General features: G+C 71.9%; 20 protein-coding genes and 1 riboswitch. Of the genes, 5 read left to right on the top strand and 15 right to left on the bottom strand.

Going from position 1 to position 22,555, the window contains the following annotated elements; all coding sequences use genetic code 11:
* Positions 1-2 precede the first annotated feature (2 nt).
* Positions 3-968 carry an ROK family protein gene (locus AB0300_RS11960; protein WP_062766292.1) on the top strand — a complete coding sequence of 322 codons (966 nt, stop codon included), beginning with the start codon at positions 3-5 and terminating at the stop codon, positions 966-968.
* Positions 961-1,740 (top strand): glucosamine-6-phosphate deaminase, encoded by a 780-nt coding sequence (nagB, locus tag AB0300_RS11955; RefSeq protein ID WP_025103796.1) that lies wholly within the window; start codon positions 961-963, stop codon positions 1,738-1,740. Before AB0300_RS11960 ends, nagB begins: the two co-directional genes overlap by 8 nt.
* A gap of 9 nt (positions 1,741-1,749) precedes the next feature.
* On the opposite strand, the gene AB0300_RS11950 is transcribed toward nagB, so the two are convergent.
* The 6 genes from AB0300_RS11950 to AB0300_RS11925 all read right to left on the bottom strand — a co-directional run bounded on the left by AB0300_RS11950 (position 1,750) and on the right by AB0300_RS11925 (position 9,196).
* Positions 1,750-2,157, bottom strand: coding sequence for an NUDIX domain-containing protein (locus tag AB0300_RS11950; RefSeq protein WP_366216082.1), 408 nt, complete (start codon positions 2,155-2,157; stop codon positions 1,750-1,752).
* On the bottom strand, positions 2,150-3,514 hold the full coding sequence (locus AB0300_RS11945; protein WP_025103798.1) for an FAD-linked oxidase C-terminal domain-containing protein: 1,365 nt from the start codon (positions 3,512-3,514) through the stop codon (positions 2,150-2,152). The genes AB0300_RS11950 and AB0300_RS11945 overlap by 8 nt, the downstream gene beginning before the upstream one ends.
* 10 nt (positions 3,515-3,524) lie before the next feature.
* Complete coding sequence (locus AB0300_RS11940; protein WP_062766298.1) at positions 3,525-3,896, bottom strand: YrdB family protein; 372 nt, start codon at positions 3,894-3,896, stop codon at positions 3,525-3,527.
* Positions 3,897-3,905: 9 nt separating this feature from the next.
* A complete protein-coding gene (locus AB0300_RS11935; protein ID WP_366216081.1) occupies positions 3,906-5,996 on the bottom strand; it encodes a sigma-70 family RNA polymerase sigma factor in 2,091 nt (696 codons plus the stop codon).
* A gap of 519 nt (positions 5,997-6,515) precedes the next feature.
* On the bottom strand, positions 6,516-7,688 hold the full coding sequence (locus AB0300_RS11930; RefSeq protein ID WP_366216080.1) for an amidohydrolase family protein: 1,173 nt from the start codon (positions 7,686-7,688) through the stop codon (positions 6,516-6,518).
* Positions 7,685-9,196, bottom strand: a complete 1,512-nt coding sequence (locus tag AB0300_RS11925) for a family 20 glycosylhydrolase (RefSeq protein ID WP_366216079.1) — start codon at positions 9,194-9,196, stop codon at positions 7,685-7,687. Before AB0300_RS11925 ends, AB0300_RS11930 begins: the two co-directional genes overlap by 4 nt.
* A 117-nt stretch (positions 9,197-9,313) precedes the next feature.
* Positions 9,314-9,398, top strand: a riboswitch (ZMP/ZTP riboswitch).
* 38 nt (positions 9,399-9,436) lie between these two features.
* Between AB0300_RS11925 and glyA the strand changes: the two genes are divergently transcribed.
* Both glyA and AB0300_RS11915 read left to right on the top strand, forming a co-directional pair.
* The gene (gene glyA, locus AB0300_RS11920) at positions 9,437-10,711 is read left to right on the top strand and encodes a serine hydroxymethyltransferase (RefSeq protein WP_025103803.1); all 1,275 of its coding nucleotides are present in this window, start codon (positions 9,437-9,439) and stop codon (positions 10,709-10,711) included.
* On the top strand, positions 10,708-11,586 hold the full coding sequence (locus tag AB0300_RS11915; protein ID WP_102208152.1) for a bifunctional methylenetetrahydrofolate dehydrogenase/methenyltetrahydrofolate cyclohydrolase: 879 nt from the start codon (positions 10,708-10,710) through the stop codon (positions 11,584-11,586). The genes glyA and AB0300_RS11915 overlap by 4 nt, the downstream gene beginning before the upstream one ends.
* Before the next feature lie 80 nt (positions 11,587-11,666).
* Here the strand turns inward: AB0300_RS11915 and AB0300_RS11910 are convergent, their stop codons facing one another.
* From AB0300_RS11910 to AB0300_RS11875, 8 genes are all read right to left on the bottom strand, one after another.
* Positions 11,667-12,389, bottom strand: coding sequence for a DUF6882 domain-containing protein (locus tag AB0300_RS11910; protein ID WP_025103805.1), 723 nt, complete (start codon positions 12,387-12,389; stop codon positions 11,667-11,669).
* A 22-nt stretch (positions 12,390-12,411) separates the two neighbouring features.
* Complete coding sequence (locus tag AB0300_RS11905) at positions 12,412-13,656, bottom strand: MFS transporter (protein WP_366216078.1); 1,245 nt, start codon at positions 13,654-13,656, stop codon at positions 12,412-12,414.
* Positions 13,657-13,737: 81 nt separating this feature from the next.
* Positions 13,738-14,541, bottom strand: a complete 804-nt coding sequence (locus tag AB0300_RS11900; protein WP_126894098.1) for an HpcH/HpaI aldolase/citrate lyase family protein — start codon at positions 14,539-14,541, stop codon at positions 13,738-13,740.
* Positions 14,526-15,311, bottom strand: a complete 786-nt coding sequence (locus AB0300_RS11895; RefSeq protein ID WP_062766317.1) for a fumarylacetoacetate hydrolase family protein — start codon at positions 15,309-15,311, stop codon at positions 14,526-14,528. Before AB0300_RS11895 ends, AB0300_RS11900 begins: the two co-directional genes overlap by 16 nt.
* A gap of 9 nt (positions 15,312-15,320) precedes the next feature.
* Positions 15,321-16,487 (bottom strand): 3,4-dihydroxyphenylacetate 2,3-dioxygenase, encoded by a 1,167-nt coding sequence (gene hpaD / locus AB0300_RS11890; RefSeq protein ID WP_025103809.1) that lies wholly within the window; start codon positions 16,485-16,487, stop codon positions 15,321-15,323.
* A 30-nt stretch (positions 16,488-16,517) separates the two neighbouring features.
* On the bottom strand, positions 16,518-18,017 hold the full coding sequence (hpaE, locus tag AB0300_RS11885) for a 5-carboxymethyl-2-hydroxymuconate semialdehyde dehydrogenase (protein ID WP_126894097.1): 1,500 nt from the start codon (positions 18,015-18,017) through the stop codon (positions 16,518-16,520).
* The gene (locus AB0300_RS11880; RefSeq protein WP_025103811.1) at positions 18,014-18,700 is read right to left on the bottom strand and encodes a GntR family transcriptional regulator; all 687 of its coding nucleotides are present in this window, start codon (positions 18,698-18,700) and stop codon (positions 18,014-18,016) included. Before AB0300_RS11880 ends, hpaE begins: the two co-directional genes overlap by 4 nt.
* Positions 18,697-20,169, bottom strand: coding sequence for a fumarylacetoacetate hydrolase family protein (locus AB0300_RS11875; protein ID WP_338565600.1), 1,473 nt, complete (start codon positions 20,167-20,169; stop codon positions 18,697-18,699). The genes AB0300_RS11880 and AB0300_RS11875 overlap by 4 nt, the downstream gene beginning before the upstream one ends.
* A 143-nt stretch (positions 20,170-20,312) precedes the next feature.
* Here AB0300_RS11875 and AB0300_RS11870 point away from each other — a divergent pair, with 143 nt between their 5' ends.
* Positions 20,313-21,692 (top strand): MFS transporter, encoded by a 1,380-nt coding sequence (locus AB0300_RS11870; protein ID WP_338565602.1) that lies wholly within the window; start codon positions 20,313-20,315, stop codon positions 21,690-21,692.
* Between the two features lie 57 nt (positions 21,693-21,749).
* Here the strand turns inward: AB0300_RS11870 and AB0300_RS11865 are convergent, their stop codons facing one another.
* Positions 21,750-22,457 (bottom strand): helix-turn-helix domain-containing protein, encoded by a 708-nt coding sequence (locus AB0300_RS11865; protein WP_366216077.1) that lies wholly within the window; start codon positions 22,455-22,457, stop codon positions 21,750-21,752.
* Between the last annotated feature and the right edge of the window lie 98 nt (positions 22,458-22,555).

Here is a 22,555-nt window from a genome sequence, read left to right as displayed (position 1 = left end):
CGATGATCGTCCCCGCCTCCGCCGACCGCGCCGGTCGGCCCCTTCGCGTGGGCCTCGACGTCGGCGGCACGAAGATCGACGCCGTCGCCGTCGACCCGGCGGGGACGATCCTCGCCCGCCTCCGCCGCCCGACCGGGTGGGGAGAGGACGCCGTCGTCGACAGCATCGTCTCGACCGTCGCCGCGCTCGCCGAGGAGAGCGGGCTGCCGCTGTCCGCCGTCGGATCCGCCGGCATCGGCATCCCCGGCCTCGTGGATGCGGAGACCGGACGTGTGCTGCACGCCGTAAACCTCGGCGTGGAGTCCCTGGACCTCGCGGCGCGCGCCGAGCAGGCGCTGGGCGTCCCCTTCCGGGTCGAGAACGACGTGAAGGCGGCCGCGCTCGGCGCCGCCGTCCTGAGCGACGTCGCCGGCTCGATGGCCTACCTGAACCTCGGCACCGGCGTCGCGGCCGGCATCGTCATCGACGGCCGCATCTGGCGCGGGGCGCGGGGGACCGCGGGCGAGGTCGGGCACCTCTCCGTCGACCCCCGCGGGCGTCTGTGCGGCTGCGGACAGCGCGGCTGCGTGGAGACGTTCTGCGGCGGCGGGGCGCTGGCCAAGGCCTGGGGACGCCCCGGCGCGCTCCCGGTCAAGGACATCGTGGAGGCGGCCGACGCCGGCGATCCGCACGCCCTCGCCCTGCAGGCGGACCTTTTCTTCGGGGCCGCGGCGGCCGTGCGCGTGCTCGTGCTCTCGGCCGACGTCGAGACGGTGGTCATCGGCGGCGGTCTCACCGCGCTCGGTGGCCGGCTCGCGGACGGGATCCGCGCCGCCCTGCACGCGGGCGCCCAGGCGTCACCGTTCCTGAAGTCCCTGCGGCTGGATGAGAGAATCGAACTGCTCCCCGCGGGTTCCCCCGCCGCCGCTTTCGGCGCCGCTCTGGTGGGCGCATCCATTTCTGAGAAGGAGATCGTTCCGCATGGCTGAGGTCGTCATCGTCGAGAATGCCGAGGCCGCCGGCGCCCTGGTCGCCACCGAGATCGTCGAGCTCATCGACCGCCGCCCCGACGCGGTGCTCGGACTCGCGACCGGATCCACGCCGCTGCCGGTGTACCAGGCTCTCCGCAGCCGCCTCGCGGGCCGGGACGTCTCGCAGGTGCGGGGCTTCGCGCTCGACGAGTACGTCGGGATCGACCCCTCCCACCCGGAGAGCTACCGCTCGGTGATCACCCGCGAGGTGGTGGAGCCGCTGGGCCTCGACCCGGAGCGCATCCACGTGCCGAACGGCGCGGAGGCGACCATCCAGCACGCGGGTGAGGACTACGACGCGGCCATCGCCGCGGCCGGCGGGGTCGACCTGCAGATCCTCGGCATCGGCACCGACGGGCACATCGGGTTCAACGAGCCCGGGTCCTCCTTCGCCTCCCGCACCCGGGTGAAGACCCTGACGGAGCAGACCCGCGAGGACAACGCCCGGTTCTTCGACTCGATCGACGACGTCCCGATGCACTGCATCACGCAGGGGCTGGGGACCATCCTGGAAGCGCGTCACCTCGTGCTGCTGGCGTTCGGTGCGGGCAAGGCCGAGGCCGTGGCCGGTGCGGTCGAGGGGCCCCTCACCGCGCTGCTGCCTGGTTCGGCCATCCAGCTGCACCCGCACGCGACCATCGTCGTCGACGAGGCCGCCGCGTCGAAGCTGCAGCTCGCCGACTACTACCGCTACACGTTCGCGAACAAGCCGGCCTGGCAGGGCATCTGATCCGAGGCGCTAGCGCGCTCCGGCCGACCACGCGAGCGGCAGCAGATGCTCGACGCTCAGCGGGGCCAGCGGGAGCGCCGCGGCGTCCTCCGGGGTGATCCAGCGCAGCTCGGCGAGCTCGGCCTGCACGCGGACCCCGTCGGGATCGATCGAGGCCGAGAACGCGTCGGCCACCACGCGGTGCCCCGGCTCGTTGGCGGCCGCCGACACGAAGCGCCCCAGGGGCCGGAGGTCGGCGTCCGTGAGCTCGAGCCCGAGCTCTTCGTGCAGCTCGCGGATGAGGGTCTCGACGGGGGATTCGCCCGGCTCCGGCTTGCCCCCGGGCTGCATGAAGCGGGTGGTGCCGTGCTTGCGTACGACGAGGACCCGCCCCTCCGCATCGACGATCACGGCCGCGCTCACGTGGATGTCAGGCATCGGGAGAGAAGACCTTTCCGGGGTTGAGGATGCCGAGGGGGTCGAACACCGCGGCGATGTCGCGCTGGAGGCGCCATTGGTCGTCGCCGAGCTCGTCGGCCAGCCAGCGCCGCTTGAGGACGCCGATGCCGTGCTCGCCGGTGAGGGTGCCGCCGAGCCGGATCGCGGCGCGGAAGAGCTCGTCGGCCGCCGCCCACACCTGCGGCGGGGTCTCCGGACCCTCGAAGATGAAGTTCGGGTGCAGGTTGCCGTCGCCGGCGTGGGCCACGGTCGGGATCACCATGTCGAACTGGCGCTCGATCCGGGCGATCTCGTCGAACATCGCGGGCATGGCGCTCCGCGGCACCGAGACGTCCTCGATGAGGGTGGTCCCCAGCGACGCCATCGCGGCGTGCATCGACCGCCGGATCGCCAGCAGGCGATCGCCCTCGACGGGGTCGTGCGAGACCACGGGGACGCCCTCGTGGGCGCTCAGGATCGCGGCGATGGCGTCCGCCTCCGCACGCGCGGCCGGGCCGTCGGTCTGAATCGTCAGCTGTGCGGCGCCCGGGGTCGGCGCGGGGAGGGCGAGCAGGGCGTGGACGGCGGCGAGGCTCGCGGCATCCATGAGCTCCATGATCGCGGGCTGGATCCCCGCGGCGGTCACGGCCGCGGAGCCTGCGGCCGCCGCCCGTACGCCGGGGAAGGTCGCCGTCACGGTGCAGGTCTCGCCCGGCACCAGGCGGCGCAGCTTGAGCGTGGCTCCGACGACGACGCCGAGCGTTCCCTCCGACCCCACGACGAGGGCGGTGAGGTCGAGCCCGGTCACGCCCTTCACGCTGCGGTGCCCGAGGTGGAGCAGGCGTCCGTCGGCGAGGACGAGATCGACGCCGAGGACCGCATCGCGGACGACGCCGTACTTCGCGCAGAGCAGTCCGCCGGCTCCGGTCGCGATGTTGCCGCCGACGGTGGAGATGTCGCGACTGGCGGGGTCGGGCGGCCACCAGAGTCCCTGGGCCGCCAGGTGCGCGTTGAGGTCGGCATTGAGGATGCCGGGCTCGACCACGGCGAGGAGGTCGTCCGGCCGCACCTCGAGGACGGCGTCCATCCGGCGGAGGGAGAGGACGATCTCCCCCTCACCGGCGTTGGCGGCCCCGGCGAGCCCGGTCCCGGCACCGCGAACGACGACGGGCGTGCGCGTGGCCGTGGCGATGCGCAGGGTCTGCTGCACGTCGTCCACGCTCTCGGCATGGACGACGGCCAGGGGGAGGCCCACCGCGGCATGACCGGAGCGGTCGGCTCTGGCCTCGCGCCGCGCCTGCTCGCTGACGTCCACGCGCGCCCCGAGGGCGTCGCGGAGCAGCGAGACGACGCTCACGACCGTGCGCTCATGCCAGCGCGCGGCGTCCGCTGAGGACCCCGGCGACGACGGCCACCAGCGCGAACGCCGTGCCGATGAGGGCCTGGCCCATGGACCACCACGCGATGGTCACGCCGACGTAGATGAAGAGCTCGACGACCGCGCGGAGGAAGGGGTGCACGCGGAGCACCGGGCGCGGGGAGAGGAACAGCGCCCACAGCAGGAGGGCGACGACGGGGGCGCCGACGCCGATCACGACGTTCCACGGCAGGTCCCAGCTCGCGAACCCCCACAGGGCGAGCGAGGCGATCGCCGCGATGAGGACGACGACGCGCACGATGTCGAGGGCCGTGAGGGCCGGACGGTCGACGCCGGCGACAGGGGCGGAATCCGGGGTCATACGACCAGTCTATTCCGCGGGCGGGGCGTCCTCGGCCGGGGCTTCCGTCGCCGCGGCGTCTGCGGTCGGGGCATCGGTGGCCACGACCTCGGCGGGGGCGGCGTCCGTCGGTGCGGATTCCGCGGGTGCCGGTTCGGCGGAGGCGGCGTCGGTCGGGGCCGCGACCTCGGCGACGGGGGCCACGGTCTCGGCGACGGGCGCTTCGGGCGCCGGCGCCTGCTCGGCCTCCTCGATGACGACCGCCGGCTGCTCCTCGGCCGCCGCCGCCGCTGCGCGCTCGTCGGCGCCGGCGCCCTGGGGCTCGAGCGCGTACAGCGAGGTGGTCGCCGACGGGCCGGCCTCGCCGGACGGCAGCACGTAGCGGAAGGTCACCGGCACGAGGCTGGCGAACAGGAACTGGTCGAGGGAGGCCCGCAGCTGGACGATCCCGGTGCCGTCCTCGCCGAGGACGACACTGTCGCCCTCCTGGCCGCCGAGCAGCGCCTGCACGACGGTGCCCGGCGCACCGGAGACCGGCACGACGTAGTACCAATGCAGGTCCTCGCCGAGCCAGAAGTCGGCGGTGCTCCACGTGGGCGGATCCGTCGGGATCGCGGGGTCCACCGGATCGACGGGGTCCACGGGGTCGACGGGGTCCACGGGGTCGACGGGGTCCACGGGATCGACGGGGTCCACGGGATCGACCGGGTCCACGGGATCCACCGGGTCGACGGGATCGACCGGGTCGACGGGATCCACCGGGTCCACGGGATCGACGGGATCGACGGGGTCCACCGGAGCGACGGGCGGCACCGTGGCCTCGGGGAGCGCGGGGACGACCACGGGCGCGGCGGGAGCCGCATCGGGTCCGGCCTCCGAGGACACCGGCGGGGCCGTCTCGTCCTCCGCGGGGGGAGACGGCGGCTGCGTGGCATCCGGCGTCTCGATCACCACGGGCTCGTCGAGGTCGAGGGAGGAGTCGGGAGCGATGTCGGTCGTGATCGACGACGGGTCGGTGTCCGAGGCGCTGGGCAGGGAGGTCGCGGGGTTCGCGCCCGCGAGCCCGGGGACGATGGCCGCCGCGGCGACGACTCCGGCCACCACGAGGGCCGCCGACCCGGCGCCGACGACGGCGCCCATGCCCGTGAAGACGCCGCCCGTGCTCGCGCCCGTGCCCGCACCGCCGGCGGAGCCGGCTCCCGAACCCGCGGCGCCGACCCCGGAGGTGGCCGCCGCGGCCTGTCCGATGCCGCCGTCGCCGACGAACACCGCACCGGGGATGGTGGACGCCGCGCCCGCCACCGCCAGGACCGGTGCACCGCCCTGGAGGGCGGCGAGGTACCCGGAGGCGCCGGTGGCGCCGAGGACGAGCGGGAGCAGCACGAGGGCGAGGCGCTTGGAGACGTCCTTGGCCTCGGCGGCGACGATCATGCAGCGCGCGCACTCGTCGAGGTGCAGCTCGAGGCGACGGTGGTCGCGGGTGGCGAGGTTGCCGCGCGAGTAGGCGCCGAGATGCTCGATCGTCCACTGGCACTCGGAGCCGGGGCTCGCGCTGCGCAGGTGCGCCTGGATCCACGCCTCGCGGAGCCCTTCGCGGGCCCGGAAGGCGAGCTGCGACACCGCGCCGGCCTTCATGCCGAGGAGCGGAGCCACCTCCTGGGGCTTCATCTGCTCGATCTCGGTGTACCAGAGCACTTCCTGCCACCGGGAGGGGAGGCTGCGGAACGCCTGGGCGGTGAGGCTGCGATCGAGCGCCTCGTTCGTGGCGTGCTCGGTGCTGTCCGGGTCGGCGACCGTGTCGAGCTCGTCGATCGCGGTCTCGCGGCGCGCGCGTCCCCAGGCGGCCGCCGTGTTGCGGATGCTCGTGAAGAGGTAGGCGCGGAACGAGCCGTTGGGGCCGCCGCCCTTGAGGATCGCCTGGTAGATGCGGGTGTAGGACTCCTGCACCAGGTCGTCCGGATCGATCGAGGAGGTCACCGAGCGTGCGACCGCCATTCCGGACGGGTAGTGCCGCCTCCAGAGTTCCCCGAACGCCCCCTTGTCGCCGGAGCGGACGCGGAGGATCAGGTCGGCATCGCCGATGGTGTCGTCTGGTGTGGTGTTCTCTCGGTGCACGGTCATCCATCTGGTCCCGGGGCACACAACCGTCCCCAGGAGGAGAGACGCGAGAAGGCGTCTTTCATTACGCGGTCCCTCCATTGTCTCGCGAAATCGGCATGCTGGCCAGCCCCAGGACGGACTCGGAGCCGATGCTCGGGATCGGCTCCTCGAGCCCGGTGACGACGCCCGCGGAAGGGAGCGGCGAAGAATTCTCAAACTTTTTCGGAGAACCGCGTAATGAACCGGGGACGCCCTCGTCTCTTCCGGTAGAGACAGCCGAAATGGACTCCACCGGGGGGCGGAGTTCCGGCGCTGGTGCGGGGGGTACTGCACCAGTGGGCGGGTCGGGATCCTCGGGGGAGGAGCTCCCGGCCCCGCCCGCTCGAGCGGGAGGGAATGGGCCGCCGATCTGGGGAGAACGGCGGCCCACCACTCCCACACCTGCGAGACGCACGTCACCGATCTGGGGAGTCCGGTGACACCGTCTCGTCCGATCGACCGGAGACCGCAGTGCTGCGCGTCGCGCGGAGCGCTGTCGTCCTAGGCGGGCAGCGCCGGTCCCGTCCAGACCCGCGCGACGCGCAGCTCCGCGTCCAGGAGCACCGCATCGCCGAGCAGGCCGGGGCGCAGCGCGCCGAGGTGGGCGTCACGTCCGATCGCGCGGGCCGGGGTCTCCGTGAGCGCCCGCACGACCTCCGGCAGCGGCACGCCCGCCGCCACCGCCCGCTGCAGCGCGACGTCCTGCGTCAGGGTGGAGCCGGCGATCGAGCCGGTGTCGTCGGCGCGGGCCACGCCGTTCTCGACGGTGACCTTGACCGCACCGAGGTCGTACTTGCCGTCGGCGCTCCCGGCCGCGGCCATGGCGTCGGTGATGAGCGCCACGCGCTGCGGCGCCGCGTCGAACACGAGCTTGACGACGTGCGGGTCGAGGTGCACGTCGTCGGCGATGGCCTCCAGGATCACCCGGTGGTCGGCGGCCGCAGCCAGCACCGGTCCGGGCGCGCGGTGGTGGATGCCGGGCATCGCGTTGAACGCGTGGGTCAGCAGCGAGGCACCGGCCTCGAAGGCGGCGACGGCCATGGCGGCGTCGGCGTCGGTGTGCCCCACCGCGGCCGCGGCACCTCCCGCGACGATCTGACGGACCGCGTCGATCCCTCCGGGGAGCTCCGGCGCGATGGTGACCTGACGGACGGTGCCTTCTCCGGCATCCAGCAGACGGGCCACGTCGGCCGGGACGGGGTGCCGCAGCAGCGAGGGCTCATGGGCGCCGTGGTGCCCGGGGTCGAGGAACGGGCCCTCCAGGTGCGAGCCGAGGACGTCCGGGTCGGTCCTGGTCAGGGTGGCGATCAGGGCGACGCTGCGGGCGAGGTCGTCGATCGTGCCCGTGACGAGCGAGATGACGGCCCTGGTGGTGCCGTGCTCGCGGTGCAGATCCCGCCCGGTCCGGATGGCGTCCACACCGTCGTCGTACGCCGCACCCGCTCCGCCGTGACCGTGGATGTCGACGAAGCCCGGCGTGAGCAGCGCGCCCGCGCCCGCCACGGCGGTCGCGTCCACGACCTCCGTCGCGGGCTCCCAGTCCGTTCCGGTGCCGCGGGACGCCACGACGCCGTCCTCGATGCGCACCCAGCCGTCCTCGACGATCTCCCCGCGATCGACGAGGCGGGCGGAGTGGATGACGAGGGAACCGGTCGCGGAGGAGAGGGTCTTCAACGGGCGCTCCAGGGAATCTCGGGGGCGGGGTGGAAATCGACCCCCTCAGCCTTCCACAGCGGCGCGAGGGCGCCGACCCGGGCGCGGAAGGACTCCCACGTGCGGCCCACGCCCTCGCGCGGCGACCAGGCGATCTCGGCCTGCGCGGCGGCACGGGGGAACACGAGCTGCTCCACCTCGTCGAGCGTGCGGGTGGTCTCGGACCACAGCGGCGCCTCGATCCCCAGGATCGCCTCGTCCGGCACGTCGAGGACGACGGTCGGCTCCCACTCGTACGCGCGGCGGACGTCGATGATTGCGGCCCAGGTGAGTCCGAGCGGGAACTCGGCCGTGTACTTCATGTCGAGATAGGTGGCATCCGCCGCCGACATGATGAGGGCTCCGCCGCGCTCGACGAAGTGCGCGGCCTCCTCGGCATGCGTGCCCGTCGGCGTCGTCATGCCCCAGTACTGCCCGATCGTGCCGCGGGCGATGCCGGCCGCCGACCCCATCTCGTGCCACGCGACCGGGGTCTTGCCCTCCTCGACGACGATCGCCGTCGCGCGCTCCGCGAAGAGGTCGAAGTCGGCCTGGGGTGTGCCGAGGGACTCGTCTCCTCCGATGTGGATGTAGGGCCCCGGGGTCATCTCGGCGAGCTCGCGGACGACGTCGCGGACGAACCGGTACGTCTCCTCCTCGTGGATGCGCACGCTGGAGTGCCCGACGCCCCAGCCCAGGTAGGGCTCTCCGGCCACGGGGAGCGGCTGGCCGAGCTGCTCGGACTGGGCGACCAGCGCGTCGTTCAGCACCGGGGCCTCGACCAGCTCCGGATAGGCCACGCCGATCGCGTGGGTGTGGCCGGGGAGGTCGACCTCGGGGATCACGATCATGTGGCGCGCCGCCGCGTACGCCACGATCTCGCGGTAGTCGTCCTTGGTGTAGAAGCCGCCGGGGGCGCCGTCGGCCGCGGTGGCGGCGGCGCGCTCGGTGAGCAGCGGCCAGGAGTCGATGTGCACGCGCCAGCCCTGGTCGTCGGTGAGGTGCAGGTGCAGGTGGTTGAACTTCAGCGCGCTGGTGCTGTCGATGAACCGCTTCACGTCGTCGACGCCGAAGAAGTGCCGCGCCACGTCGAGCATCACGCCGCGGCGGGCGAAGCGCGGGGCGTCGGCGATGTCGGCGCGGAGCAGCGCCCAGCCGGCGTCGTCCTCCCGGAGCAGCTGCAGCAGCGTCTGGACCCCGTAGAAGAGCCCCGCCTCATCGGTGCCGATGAGGATGGCGCGGTCGCCGACCTCGAGCGTGTAGCCCTCCGGCGCGGACGAGGCCGCGTCGACGAACAGCTCGATCTCGGCGGGGCCGGAGTCCACCGCGGTGAGGCGGAGGCCGGTGCGGCGTTCGACGGCGTCGATCAGCTGTCCGGCGGCGGGGGAGGTGCCGAGCACGCGCGTCGTCGCGGCGAGCGGCAGACGTCCCTCCCTGGCCTTCGCGGAGACCGGAGCGGGGACGAGGGGCAGATCAAGAGGTAGGACCATGAACAAAACCTAGCCAACGAAACGCCGCAAGGGAACAGGGGGATCGAAACGATTCTGCAGACGGTGGGCACGATGCCCGAAACGACCGCGTGCGCGGCGTCGCGCATCGGCTATGCTCGTAACCGTCGCGACTGGCGTCTGGGTGGACAACCACCGGGGAGCGACTGACCACGGAATTCGACCGCGCGCCTGGGCCGATAGGAACACCCTTTTCGAATCCGTCGTCAAAAGGAGCACGTCATGACCGACCGTTACTTCAACGCCCCGCTGTCCGAGGTCGACCCGGAGATCGCCGAGGTCCTCGATCGCGAGCTGAAGCGTCAGCAGACCTTCCTCGAGATGATCGCCTCGGAGAACTTCGTCCCCGTCTCGGTCCTGCAGTCGCAGGGCTCGGTGCTCACCAACAAGTACGCCGAGGGCTACCCCGGCCGCCGCTACTACGGCGGCTGCGAGGAGGTCGACGTCGCGGAGGAGCTCGCCATCTCCCGCGCCAAGAGCCTGTTCGGCGCCGAGTTCGCGAACGTCCAGCCGCACTCCGGTGCGTCCGCGAACGCCGCGGTCCTGCACGCGATCGCCCGCCCCGGCGACACCCTGCTCGGCCTCTCGCTCGACCAGGGCGGCCACCTCACGCACGGCATGAAGATCAACTTCTCCGGCCGCCTGTACGACATCGTGGCCTACGGGGTCGACGCCGAGACCTCGACGATCGACATGGACGAGGTCCGCCGCCTCGCCATCGAGCACAAGCCCAAGGTCATCATCGCCGGGTGGTCCGCCTACCCCCGGACGATGGACTTCGCCGCGTTCCGTGCCATCGCCGACGAGGTGGGCGCGATCCTCTGGGTCGACATGGCGCACTTCGCCGGCCTCGTCGCCGCCGGCCTGCACCCCAACCCGGTGCCGCACGCGCACGTCGTGTCCTCCACCGTGCACAAGACCATCGGCGGCCCCCGCTCGGGCTTCATCCTCACCAACGACGCCGACCTCGCCAAGAAGATCAACACCGCGGTCTTCCCCGGCCAGCAGGGTGGTCCGCTCATGCACGTGATCGCGGCGAAGGCGACCGCCTTCAAGCTCGCCGGCACGCCGGAGTTCAAGGAGCGCCAGGAGCGTGTGCTGCGCGGGGCGAAGCTCATCGCCGAGCGCCTGTCGCAGCAGGACGTGAAGGACGCCGGCATCGCCGTGCGCTCGGGCGGCACGGACGTGCACCTCGTGCTCGTCGACCTCCGCGACGCCGAGATCGACGGCAAGCAGGCGGAGGACCTCCTGCACGACATCCACATCACCGTGAACCGCAACGCCGTGCCGAACGACCCGCGTCCGCCGATGGTGACCTCGGGCCTGCGGATCGGCACGCCCGCGCTCGCGACCCGCGGCTTCGGCGACGCCGAGTTCACCGAGGTGGCCGACATCATCGCCCTCGCGCTGCTCCCCGGTGCCGACATCGAGGCGCTCCGCGCCCGCGTGGACGCGCTCGCCGCGGCCTTCCCGCTCTACCCGGACCTGCAGCAGTGACCGCGGTCGTCCTCGACGGCAAGGCGGCGGCGGCCGAGATCCGCGCCGAGCTGACGGAGCGGGTCGCCGCGCTGAAGGAGAAGGGCGTCACCCCCGGGATCGCCACGGTGCTGGTGGGAGCCGACCCCGCCTCGCAGCTCTACGTGGGCATGAAGCACCGGCAGTCCGAGGCGATCGGGATGAACTCGATCCAGCGCGAGCTGCCGGCTGACGCCACCCAGGCCGACGTCGAGGCGCTGATCGACGAGCTCAACGCCGATCCCGCCTGCCACGGGTACATCGTGCAGCTGCCGCTGCCGAAGCACCTCGACACCGACGCGATCCTGGAGCGGATCGATCCGGCGAAGGACGCGGACGGGCTGCACCCGACCAACCTCGGGCGCCTCGTCCTCAACGTCAACGCGCCGATCCACACGCCGCTGCCGTGCACCCCGCGCGGTGTCATCGAGCTGCTGCTGCGCAACGACTACGACCTCACGGGCAAGCACGTCGTGGTCGTCGGTCGCGGTGTCACGATCGGGCGGTCGATCGGGCTGCTGCTGACCCGTCGCGACCTCAACGCCACGGTCACGCTGACGCACACCGGCACGGTCGACATGCCGCGTTACCTCCGCGAGGCCGACGTGATCGTGGCGGCGGCGGGGGTCAAGCACCTCATCCGCGCCGAGGACGTCAAGCCCGGAGCCGCGGTGCTGGACGTGGGGGTCACCCGCGAGACCGATCCGGAGACCGGGAAGAACCTCGTCTTCGGCGACGTCGCTCCCGAGGTCGCCGAGGTCGCCGGGTACCTGTCGCCGAACCCGGGAGGGGTGGGGCCGATGACCGTCGCCCTGCTCATGACCAACGTCGTCGAGGCGGCCGAGCGGACGGTCTGACCTCCGCACCGCGTCGCAGATTCACGCGAACGCCGCAGGGATCCCGGGGATCTCTGCGGCGTTCGTGCGATTCTGCGGACTCAGCCCTGGCCGTGCAGCGAGCTCTCCACGCCGCTGATCCGGGCCTGCTCGTCGAAGCGGATCGTCGCGGTGCCCGAGGCATCCGTCACCGTGGCGCCGGAGAAGGACTCGTCCGTCCAGGTGAGGGTCCAGCCGGCGAGACGCGCGAGGTCCCAGACCGCCGTGCGGGCGTCGGGGAGGGGCGTCTGCGCGAGGGTGCGGGGCAGGGCCACCACCGTGTCGGCGACCGTGAGCGGGGCGAGCGGGGCGTCGAGCAGGAACACCGCGCGGGTGCCGCCGTCGACGGGGGCCGAGTAGTAGGGGGAGCGCCCGGTGAGCTCCACCGCCACGCCGCCGATCGTGTGCGCCGCGCGGGCGATCCACTCCGCATCGCCCGAGGCATCGGCCGGGAACGGGACCTCGGGGGCGGTGAGCTCGGCGATCCCGTGCTGCTCGCCGTACGCGCGGAGCTGCGCCGCGACACCCTGGGGGTCGCCCTGGGGGTGCGCCCATGCCCACAGCAGCGAGCGCGGGCCGGGGGCGATCGTGGCGATGAGGTGCGCGCGGGTCACGAGCTGCCGGGTCGGGTCGTCGTTCGCGGTGAAGGTCAGCGTTCCCGCCGCGAGGTCGGCGTCCCACCGGTGCTCGCCGAGCGCATCGGCGGCCGCGGAGAGGGCGTCCTGGCGGAGCGCGGTGAAGAGGGCGGCACGGTCGGCGAGGGGCTGCAGCGGGGGGAAGGTCATGCCCACAGTCTCCCCGGGATTGCTATGAATCCGCCACTCCCGCGCGCTCCGCGACGGCCGCCGCGGGCCGCCCCATCCGCCACACCGTGGGGACGAGCAGCGTCACCAGAGCGATCGCCGCATAGAGGACCGCGGAGGTGGTGAGCACGGTGGCCGGCTCCGCGTGCGTGATGAGCCAGCCGTACACGAGCGTGCCGATGGGCATCACGACGAAGCTGCCGAGCATGTCGTAGCTCGCGACCCGCGAGAGCTTCTCCCCGGGGATGTTCTCCATCATCGCGAGGTTCCAGCCGGTCGCGAAGACCTCGGCTCCGGCCCCGGCGACGAACGCGGCCATCGCGAGCAGGACCACGGCCGGGTGCAGGCCGAGGAGGGTGAGGGGCAGGGCGAACGCCGCCATCCCGATCATCCCGTAGCGCAGGGGCCGGCGGAGCGGGAACCACATCAGCAGCAGGGTCATCACCAGGACTCCTGCGCCCTCCGCGCTCACGACCCACCCCCAGCCGGAGATGCCGAGGCGATCGTCGTTCTTCGCGATGTACGGGCCGACGACGCCCCAGGCGCCCACGTGGATCGCGTTCATGATCATGAAGGCCAGCACGATGGTCCACAGCCAGGAGCGGCTCCAGAACTCGTGCCACCCCACCCGGAGGTCGTGGAACATCGTGGTGCCGCCGGAGGCCGCGGGCGGCGGGAGCTTCACGAGCGCGAGGACCGGGATCGCGAGCAGCCACCCCGCCGCCTGCACGACCATGGCCCACGCGGGTCCTGCGGTGGCGACCAGGACGCCCGCGACGACCGGTCCGCCGATCGTGACGGCCGAGCGGACGAACGACAGCATCGCGTTCGCCTGCTGGAGGTGCGCGGGGGTGGTCAGCTGCGGGATGATGCCCTGCATCGCGGGGAGCACGAACGCGGACGAGGCGCCGTTGATCGCGGAGAGCACGGCGAGGAGCGGGACCGTGGCCGTGCCGGTGAACAGGAGAGCCGCCATCGCTCCGACCGACAGGATGTCCACGACGTAGCAGGACTGGATGATGAGAGCGCGGGGGAGGCGGTCGGCGACGACGCCCCCGAACAGGACGAACACGATGTTGCTGATCGTGAAGGCGGCCAGCACGATCGAGAGCGACCGGGCGTCGTTGTCGATCTCGAGCACCGCGAAGGCCAGGGCGATGGCCGACATCGAGCCCGTGACGAGCGTCAGGGTGCGCGCGAGGAAGAACCACCGGAATTTGCGGTCCTGCATCGCCGCCAGTCTGTGCACCGGCTCATCCTTCCCGGCCGCTTCGAATCGCGCAAATGGCCCCATTCCGGCCGCGGATGGAGCCAGGTGCGCGACTCGAAGTCAGTAGCTGGGGCGGCCGGAGGCGTCGGAGCGGGGGAGGAAGCGGGCGGCGAGGGCCTCGGAGGCACGGGCGAGGAGGGCGACGTCGGCGCCCACGGCCACGAAGTCCGCACCCGCCGCGAGATACGCGTCGGCGGCGGAGGGATCGAAGGCGTTCACGCCCACGGGCTTCCCGGCACCGTGCACCGCGGCGAACACCGACTCCACAGCGGCGACCACGTCCGGATGCGTCTGCTGTCCGAGCAGGCCCATCGACGCGGACAGGTCGGAGGGGCCGACGAACACCGCGTCCACCCCGTCGACCGCGGCGATGTCGGCGGCGGCCCCGACCCCCGCGGCCGTCTCGATCTGCACCGTGAGCGACACGTGCTGCGCCGACTCCTGCAGGTAGCGGTCGACGCGGTTCCAGCGGGCGCTGCGGGCGAGGGCGCTGCCGACGCCGCGGACGCCCTCGGGGGGATAACGGGTCGCGGCCACGGCAGCCCTGACCTCGTCGGCGGACGACACCATCGGCACGATGAGGTTCTGCGCGCCGAGGTCGAGCACCTGCTTGATCGCGACCGCATCGTTGAAGGGCACCCGGACGAGCGGGGCGACCGGATAGGCCGCGACCGCCTGGAGCTGGGTCAGCACGGACTCGAGCGTGTTCGCCGAGTGCTCCATGTCGATGAGCAGCCAGTCCAGCCCGGAGCCCGCGGCGACCTCGGCGAGCAGCGGGCTCCCGGAGCACACCCACATCCCCACGAAGGGACGATCGGACGCGGCGAGCTGCGCGCGGAAGGACGGGTCTAGACGAAGCGGCATGTGATGGTCCCCATCGGTCCGTAGTCGCACAGCACCTCGTCGCCGCGCGACACCCACATCGGGCGTGTGAACGATCCTGCCAGGATGATCTCGCCCGCCTCCAGACGCGCGCCGTGCTGATGGAACTTGTTCGCGAGCCACGCGACCCCGGTGGCCGGATGCCCGAGCACGCCGGCGGCGACACCGGTCTCCTCGATCTCCCCGTTGCGGGACAGCACGCCGGGCACCCACCGCAGGTCGATCTCGTCCGGGCGCTTGCGCACCGTCCCCAGCACCATCGCCCCGTACGCGGCGTTGTCGCTGATGGTGTCGACGATCGTGCGGCCCTCGAGCTCGATGTGCGAGTTCAGCACCTCGAGGGCCGGCACGGCGTAGTCGATCGCGGCGAGGGCGTCCTCCAGTGTGCAGTCGGGGCCCTCCAGCGGTTCCTTGAGCACGAACGCCAGCTCGACCTCGATGCGGACGTTGGAGAAGTGATCCGTGGGGATCTCCGCGCCCGACTCGTACACGGTGTCGTCGAACATGACGCCGTAGTCGGGCTCGGTGATCCCCGTCGCCTGCTGCATGGCCTTCGACGTCAGGCCGATCTTGCGCCCGACCAGCCGGCGGCCCGCCGCGACCTGCGAATCCCGCCACACGCCCTGGATGGCGTAGGAGTCCTCCACGGTCGCCTCCGGGTACCGCGCGGTGATGCGCGGGATCACCCCGTGCGTGCGGTCGGCTTCCGCGAGCTCCGCGGCGATCTGCGCGATGGTCTCCTCAGGCAGCATGAGCGTCTCCTAGAGCTGGTGGCCGAGCTTGTACTCGCCCTGCTTGTACTCGGGCATCGAGGTCTCGCCCTCGTCCGCGCGGGTGTAGGAGAAGCCGTCGGCGCCGATCGTCACGGCCATCTCGCTGGAGTCCGTGCGGGCGACGACGGGCTGCGGGTTGCCGTCGAGGTCGAGCACGAGCGAGGCGTCGGTGTACCAGGAGGGCACCACCGGGGTGCCCCACCAGTCGCGGCGCTGGTTGTCGTGCACGTCCCACGTGACGACCGGGTTGTCCGGGTCGCCGGTGTAGTAGTCCTGCGTGTAGATCTCGACGCGGTGGCCGTCCGGGTCGCGCAGGTAGAGGTAGAACGCGTTGGAGACGCCGTGCCGGCCGGGGCCGCGCTCGATGGCGTCGGAGCGGCGCAGCGCCCCGAGCTTGTCGCAGATCGCGAGGATGTTGTGCTTCTCGTGCGTCGCGAAGGCGACGTGGTGCATGCGCGGACCGTCGCCGCCCGTCGCCGCGGTGTCGTGCACGGTGGGCTTGCGGCGCATCCACGCGGCGTACACGGTGCCCTCGTCGTCCTGGATGTCCTCCGTCACGCGGAAGCCGAGGTCCTGGTAGTGGCGCACCGCGCGCGGCACGTCGGGGGTGACCTGGTTGAAGTGGTCGAGGCGCACGAGCTCGCCGGGGGTGTGCAGGTCGTACCGCCAGGACAGGCGCTCCACGTGCTCGGTGGCGTAGAAGAACTCGTACGGGAAGCCCAGCGGGTCGACGACGCGCACGGAGTCGCCGATGCCCTTCACGAAGCCGTTCTCCTGACGACGGACGTCGCAGCCGAGCTCGGTGTAGAACTCCACGGCGCGGTCGAGGTCCTCCGCGGCGCGCACCCGGTATGAGAACGCGGCGACCGCGGCGATGGGCCCCTGACGCAGCACGAGGTTGTGGTGGATGAACTCCTCGGTCGAGCGCAGGTAGATCGCCTCGTCGTCCTCCTCGGTCACGTACAGGCCCAGGATGTCGACGTAGAACTGCCGCGAGGCGGCCAGGTCGGTCACGACGAGCTCCATGTACGCGCAGCGCAGGATGTCCGGCGGCGTGCTCTTCGGCGTCGCGACGGGGTTGTCGCTCTGGATCGGGGCCTCCTGGCTCACGTAGTAGCCGGAGGAGGTGAGGGTCTTGGCGGTCTTGTCGGTCATGTCAGCGTCCTTGCTTGTGTCCGGCGGGCGTCAGTTCTTGCCGAACGTCGGGTTGTGCGGGGTCGAGGCGAGCGTGATGTGCACGCTCTGCTGGTCGGTGTAGAAGTCGATGGAGCGGTAGCCGCCCTCGTGGCCCAGGCCCGACGCCTTCACGCCGCCGAACGGCGTGCGCAGGTCGCGGACGTTGTTGCTGTTCAGCCACACCATGCCGGCCTCGACGGACTGCGCGAACGTGTGGGCGCGCTTGAGGTCGTTCGTCCAGATGTAGGCCGCGAGGCCGTACTTCGTGTTGTTCGCGAGCGCCAGCGCCTCCTCGTCGGAGTCGAACGGGGTGATCGCGACGACCGGGCCGAAGATCTCCTCCTGGAAGATGCGGGCGTCGGGGGCCACGTCGGCGAACACCGTCGGGGCGACGAAGTTCCCCTCTTCGAAGCCCTCGGGACGACCGCCGCCGGCGACCAGACGGCCCTCGGTCTTGCCGATTTCGACGTAGGACATCACCTTGTCGTAGTGCTCGGGGTGCACGAGAGCGCCGACCTCGGTCTCGGGGTCGTGCGGGTAGCCGACCTTGACGCGCTGCGCCTGCGCGGCGTAGCGCTCCACGAACTCCTCGTAGATCGAGCGCTCCACGATGATGCGGGACCCGGCGGTGCAGCGCTCGCCGTTGAGGGAGAAGACGCCGAAGATGGTGGCGTCGACGGCGGCCTCCAGGTCGGCGTCCGCGAAGACCACGGCGGGCGACTTGCCGCCGAGCTCCATCGACAGGCCCTTGAGGAACGGCGCGGCGTTGCCGAAGATGATCTGCCCCGTGCGGCTCTCGCCGGTGAAGGAGATGAGCGGCACGTCGGGGTGCTTCACCAGCGCGTCGCCGGCGTCTTCGCCGAGGCCGTTGACGAGGTTGAAGACGCCCTGCGGCAGGCCCGCCTCCTCGAAGATGCCCGCCCACAGCGAGGCGGAGAGGGGCGTGAACTCGGCAGGCTTGAGGACGACCGTGTTGCCGGTGGCGAGCGCGGGGCCGAGCTTCCAGGACTCGAGCATGAACGGCGTGTTCCACGGGGTGATGAGCCCGGCGACGCCGATCGGCTTGCGGTTGACGTAGTTCATCTGCTTGCCCGGCACCTTGAAGGCGTCGTCGGCCTGGGCGACGATCAGGTCGGCGAAGAAGCGGAAGTTCTCGGCGGCGCGGCGGGCCTGACCGAGGGCCTGCGTGATCGGCAGGCCGGAGTCGTACGACTCCAGCTCCGCGAGCCGGGCGTCCCGCGACTCCACGATGTCGGCGATCCTGTGCAGCACGCGCGAGCGCTCACGCGGGAGCATCCGCGGCCAGGGACCTTCGTCGAAGGCGCGCTTGGCGGCGGCGACGGCCCGCTCGATGTCGGCCTTCTTGCCGGCGGCGGCCGTCGTGTAGGTCTGGTTCGTCACCGGATCGAGCACGTCGAACGTGTCGCCGTCGATCGAGTCGACGAAGGCGCCGTCGATGTAGTGCTGGATGTGGTCGGGCAGGTCGGCGGGGATGCGGGAGTCGGTCATGATGCTTCTCCTTCGGCGGGGACGGAACGGGTGTGCAGGGCGTCGAGGAACGCGTCCCTCGTGCGCCACCGGTGGTTGCGGGCGGCGAGCTCGATCTCCAGCGGCTCGGCGCCGTCGCGGATCAGCTCGAGGATCTGGGTGTGCTCGTCGACCGAGTGGTGGGCGCGGCCGGGCACGTAGGCGAAGGTCGAGTCGCGGATGCCGGACAGCCGGGCCCAGCCGCGGTGCACGAGGTCGAGCAGGTGCGGGTTGGGGCACGGCTCGAACAGCACGGAGTGGAACTGCCGGTTGAGCTCGGTGAACGTGTGCGGGTCGAAGTGGTCGAGCAGGCGGCTCATGCGCTCGTTGACCTCGGCGGCCTGCGCGAGCGCGTCCGCGTCGAGCAGGGGAGCGGACAGCGCGGTGGCCGCCCCTTCGACGAGTCCGAGCGTCTGCATCGTGTGGGCGTACTCGCCCTCGTCCACGAGGGTCACGCGGGCGCCGACGTTGCGCTCGAAGGTCACGAGCCCCTCGGCCTCCAGGCGGCGGATCGCCTCGCGCACCGGGACCACGCTCATCCCCAGCTCCTCGGCGATCGGACCGAGGACCAGGCGGTAGCCAGGGCCGTAGGTGTGCGCCGAGATGCGCGCGCGGATCCAGGCGTACGCCTGCTCCGACTTGCTGGCGCTCTCGACCGTGCTCACTTCCGCTCCGCTCCGGTGCCGGTCGCCTGCTCGTAGCGGGCGCGCCATTCGGCGTTCATCGGGAAGAGGCCGTCGACCGGGTGCCCGGCGGCGACCTGCTCGGCGATCCAGGCGTCCTCGATCTCCTGGGCCACGGCGTCGGCGGCGACCTCGGCGGCGAGAGCCGGCGGGATCACGATCACGCCGTCGCTGTCGCCGACGATGATGTCGCCGGGCTGCACGGTGGCGCCGCCGCACGAGATCGTCACGTCGACGTCCCACGGCACGTGCTTGCGGCCGAGCACCGAGGGGTGCGCACCCTGCGAGAAGACGGGAAGCCCGATCTCGGCGACGGCCTGGAAGTCGCGGACACCGCCGTCGGTGACCACGCCCGCCGCGCCGCGGGTCTGCGCGCGCAGGGCGAGGATGTCGCCGAGCGTGCCGGTGGTCGCGTCGCCGCGGGCCTCGATGACGATGACCTCGCCTTCGGCGACCGCGTCGAACGCGCGCTTCTGGGCGTTGTACCCGCCGCCGTGACTGCGGAACAGGTCTTCGCGGAACGGCACGAAGCGGAGGGTCTTGGCGGTGCCGACGATCTTCGTATCCGGGAGGTTGGCGGAGACGCCGTCGATGAAGCAGGAGTGGTGTCCGCGCTTGCGCAGCTGGGCCGAGAGGCCGGCGGTGGGGGCTTCGAGGAGCTGGGCGCGGAGCTCGGGGGTGAGCGTGGGCGCGGTGTCCTCGGCGGGCAGGCCGGCGAGCTCGCGGGAGCCCCAGGCCTCGGTGCGCTGGAGGTCGTCCACCGCGGGGAGCGAGCCGAGGTCGCCGTCGAAGGGGACATCCCCCTGCGTGACCGTCGTGACCAGGCGGCCGGACGTGGGGGCGCCGGGGGCGTCCGGGGCGTCGACCTCGATCTCGACCACGTCGCCGGGGACGATGACCGACGAGCCCGCGGGGGTGCCCGTGAGGATCACGTCGCCGGTCTCCAGCGTGAAGTGCTGGGAGAGGTCGGCGACGAGCTGGGCCAGCGGGAAGATGAGGCCGGCGGTGGTGTCGTCCTGGCGGAGCTCGCCGTTCACCCAGGCGCGCACGCGGAGGGCCGCCGGGTCGACCGTGCGGGCGTCGATCAGCTCCGGACCGAGCGGGGTGTACCCGTCGCCGCCCTTGGAGCGGACGTTGGAACCCTTGTCGTTGGCGCGCAGATCGTAGAGACCGAGATCGTTCGAGGCGGTCACCCACTGCACGTGGTCCCAGGCGTCGGCGAGGGCGACCCGGCGGGCCGGGGCGCCGATGATCAGCGCGATCTCCCCTTCGAACGCGAGCAGCTCGGTGCCGGCGGGACGCTCGACGGTGCCGCCGGAGACCCCGACCGAACTGGCCGGCTTGAAGAAATAGGAGGGGTGGGCGGGGCGTCGACCGCGCTGGTCGGCCCGCGAGGCGTAGCTCAGGTGGATCGCGATGATCTTCCCCGGGCGGGCGATGGTGTCCGTCACGGATGCGCCTCCTCGCGCTCGTCAGGACGCATTGTGCGTCGTATCCGAAATCATATATCATCGTCTCACCCCTCGGCAAGCGGATCGGATTCACGTCCGGGCGCGCCGTGACAACGCGGTCACAAGCACAAAGGAGACACCCCATGAGCGGGCAGTCACAGGGTGGGTTCACGCCCACCGGAACCATCGCGACGGCGGCCGACCGGCGTCGTGTCGTCTTCGCCACCGTCGTCGGGACCACCGTCGAGTGGTACGACTTCTTCATCTATGCCACGGCGGTCGGGCTGGTCTTCGGACAGCTCTTCTTCGCGCCGCTCGGCGCCAACAGCGCTCTCGTCGGCTTCGCCACGGTCGGTGTGAGCTTCCTCTTCCGGCCCCTCGGCGCGTTCCTCGCCGGCCACTACGGCGACAAGCTCGGCCGCAAGGCCGTGCTGATGTGGACGCTGATCCTCATGGGGGCCGCGACCGCCCTGATCGGTCTGCTCCCCACGTACGAGACCATCGGCGTGATGGCGCCGATCCTCCTCGTGCTGCTGCGCATCGTGCAGGGCATCTCGGCCGGCGGCGAGTGGGGCGGCGCGGTGCTGATGGCCGTCGAGCACGCCCCGCGCAAGAAGCGCGGCATCTTCGGCGCCTCCCCGCAGATCGGCGTGCCGCTCGGCCTGCTGCTCGCGTCGGGCGTCATGGCGCTGATGACCGCGATCGCTCCGGGGGACCAGTTCCTCGCCTGGGGCTGGCGCGTGCCGTTCCTGCTGAGCGTCGTGCTGATCCTCGTCGGCTACTACGTCCGCCGTCGCGTGGAGGAGAGCCCGGTGTTCGCCGAGCTCGCCGAGCGCAAGGAGAAGGCGAAGATGCCGATCGTGCAGCTCTTCCGCAAGCACCTGCTGCTCGTCATCATCGCCGCCCTCGTCTTCGCCGGGAACAACGCCGTGGGCTACATGACCACCGGCGGCTACATCCAGGGCTATGCCACGAACCCCGAGGGGCCCATCGGCCTCGAGCGCGGGCCCGTGCTGTGGGCGGTCACCGGATCGGCCGTCACCTGGCTGCTCACCACGCTGCTGGCCGGCTGGGTGTCCGACCGCATCGGGCGTCGCACGACCTACCTCATCGGCTGGGTGCTCCAGCTCGTCGGCGTGGTCACGCTGTTCCCGCTCGTCAACACCGGCGAGGTGGGGCTGCTGTTCGCCGGTCTCGCGATCCTCACGATCGGCCTGGGCTTCACCTACGGGCCGCAGGCGGCGCTGTACACCGAGCTGTTCCCCGCGAGCATCCGGTTCTCCGGCGTCTCCATCTCGTACGCGATCGGCGCGATCGCCGGTGGCGCCTTCGCGCCCACGATCGCTACGTTCATCGTCGATCAGACCGGCTCCACCGAGGCGGTCACCTGGTACCTCGCGGGCATGACCCTCCTCGGCCTCGTCGCCACGCTCCTGCTGCGCGACCGCTCGGGCATCCCGCTCGGTCCGGACCACGAGGAGGAGCAGTCCGTCAGCCCGATCCGCGGGCTCGCGAAGGTCTGACCTCCCTGCCACGAGAGCGCACGTCCCTGAGGGGCGTGCGCTCTCGTGCGTTCCGGCTCAGCCCTCGAGGGCCTCGCGGATGAGGTCGGCGGAGCGCCGGAGGCGCGCGGCGATCTCCCCGTCGTCCAGGTCGGTCGCGACGTGCACGACCGCGATCGCGGCGGGACGCTGGCCGCGCAGACGCAGCGGGACCGCGACGGACTGGACCGTGGGGATGACCTCGTCGTGGCTCGTGGCGTAGCCGCGCGCGGCGGCGCTGTCGACGTCGGCGCGCAGGGCGGGGGAGATGGCGACGGGAACCTCCGCGCCGTCGAGCTGCGCGAGGATCGCCTTCCCTGGGGCGCCGACCGTGACGGAGTGCCGCGCGCCGGGCCGCTGGGCGACGCTGGCGACGGCCTGCCGCGGCTCGACGCTGGCGAGGGTGATGCACTCGGCCCCGTCCAGGACGGCGAGGAAGCAGGTCATGCCGAGCTCGTTCGCGATGGCGGTGAGCTCCGGCAGGGCCTCGGCCTGGAGGTCGTGGGCGACACCGGCGGCGAGGGCGGCCATGCGAGCGCCGAGGCTCACGGCGCCGCTCGCGTCGCGGGTGACGAGACCGTGATCCTCGAGGGTGCGGAGAAGCCGGTAGGCGATGGAGCGATGCACCTCGAGGCGTCCGGCGATGTCGTCGATGGTCAGCGCACCGCGGGCGTCGGCGAGCACCTCGAGGATGCGGATGCCGCGGCTCAGCGTCTGCGAGGCGGGGGCGGCGGGGCGCTCGGACATGGCTCTCCTTGCGATGCGCGAGGCACCGGTCTAGGCTGTGTTCAATAGTAGAACACTGTGTTCGAATATAGAACACAGTGTTCCTGGACGCAACACCC

Source organism: Microbacterium sp. NPDC078814 (assembly GCF_040702645.1).
Lineage (GTDB): Bacteria > Actinomycetota > Actinomycetes > Actinomycetales > Microbacteriaceae > Microbacterium.
Note: the sequence above shows the minus strand (reverse complement) of the source record. Positions and strands in the feature narration are given on the sequence as shown.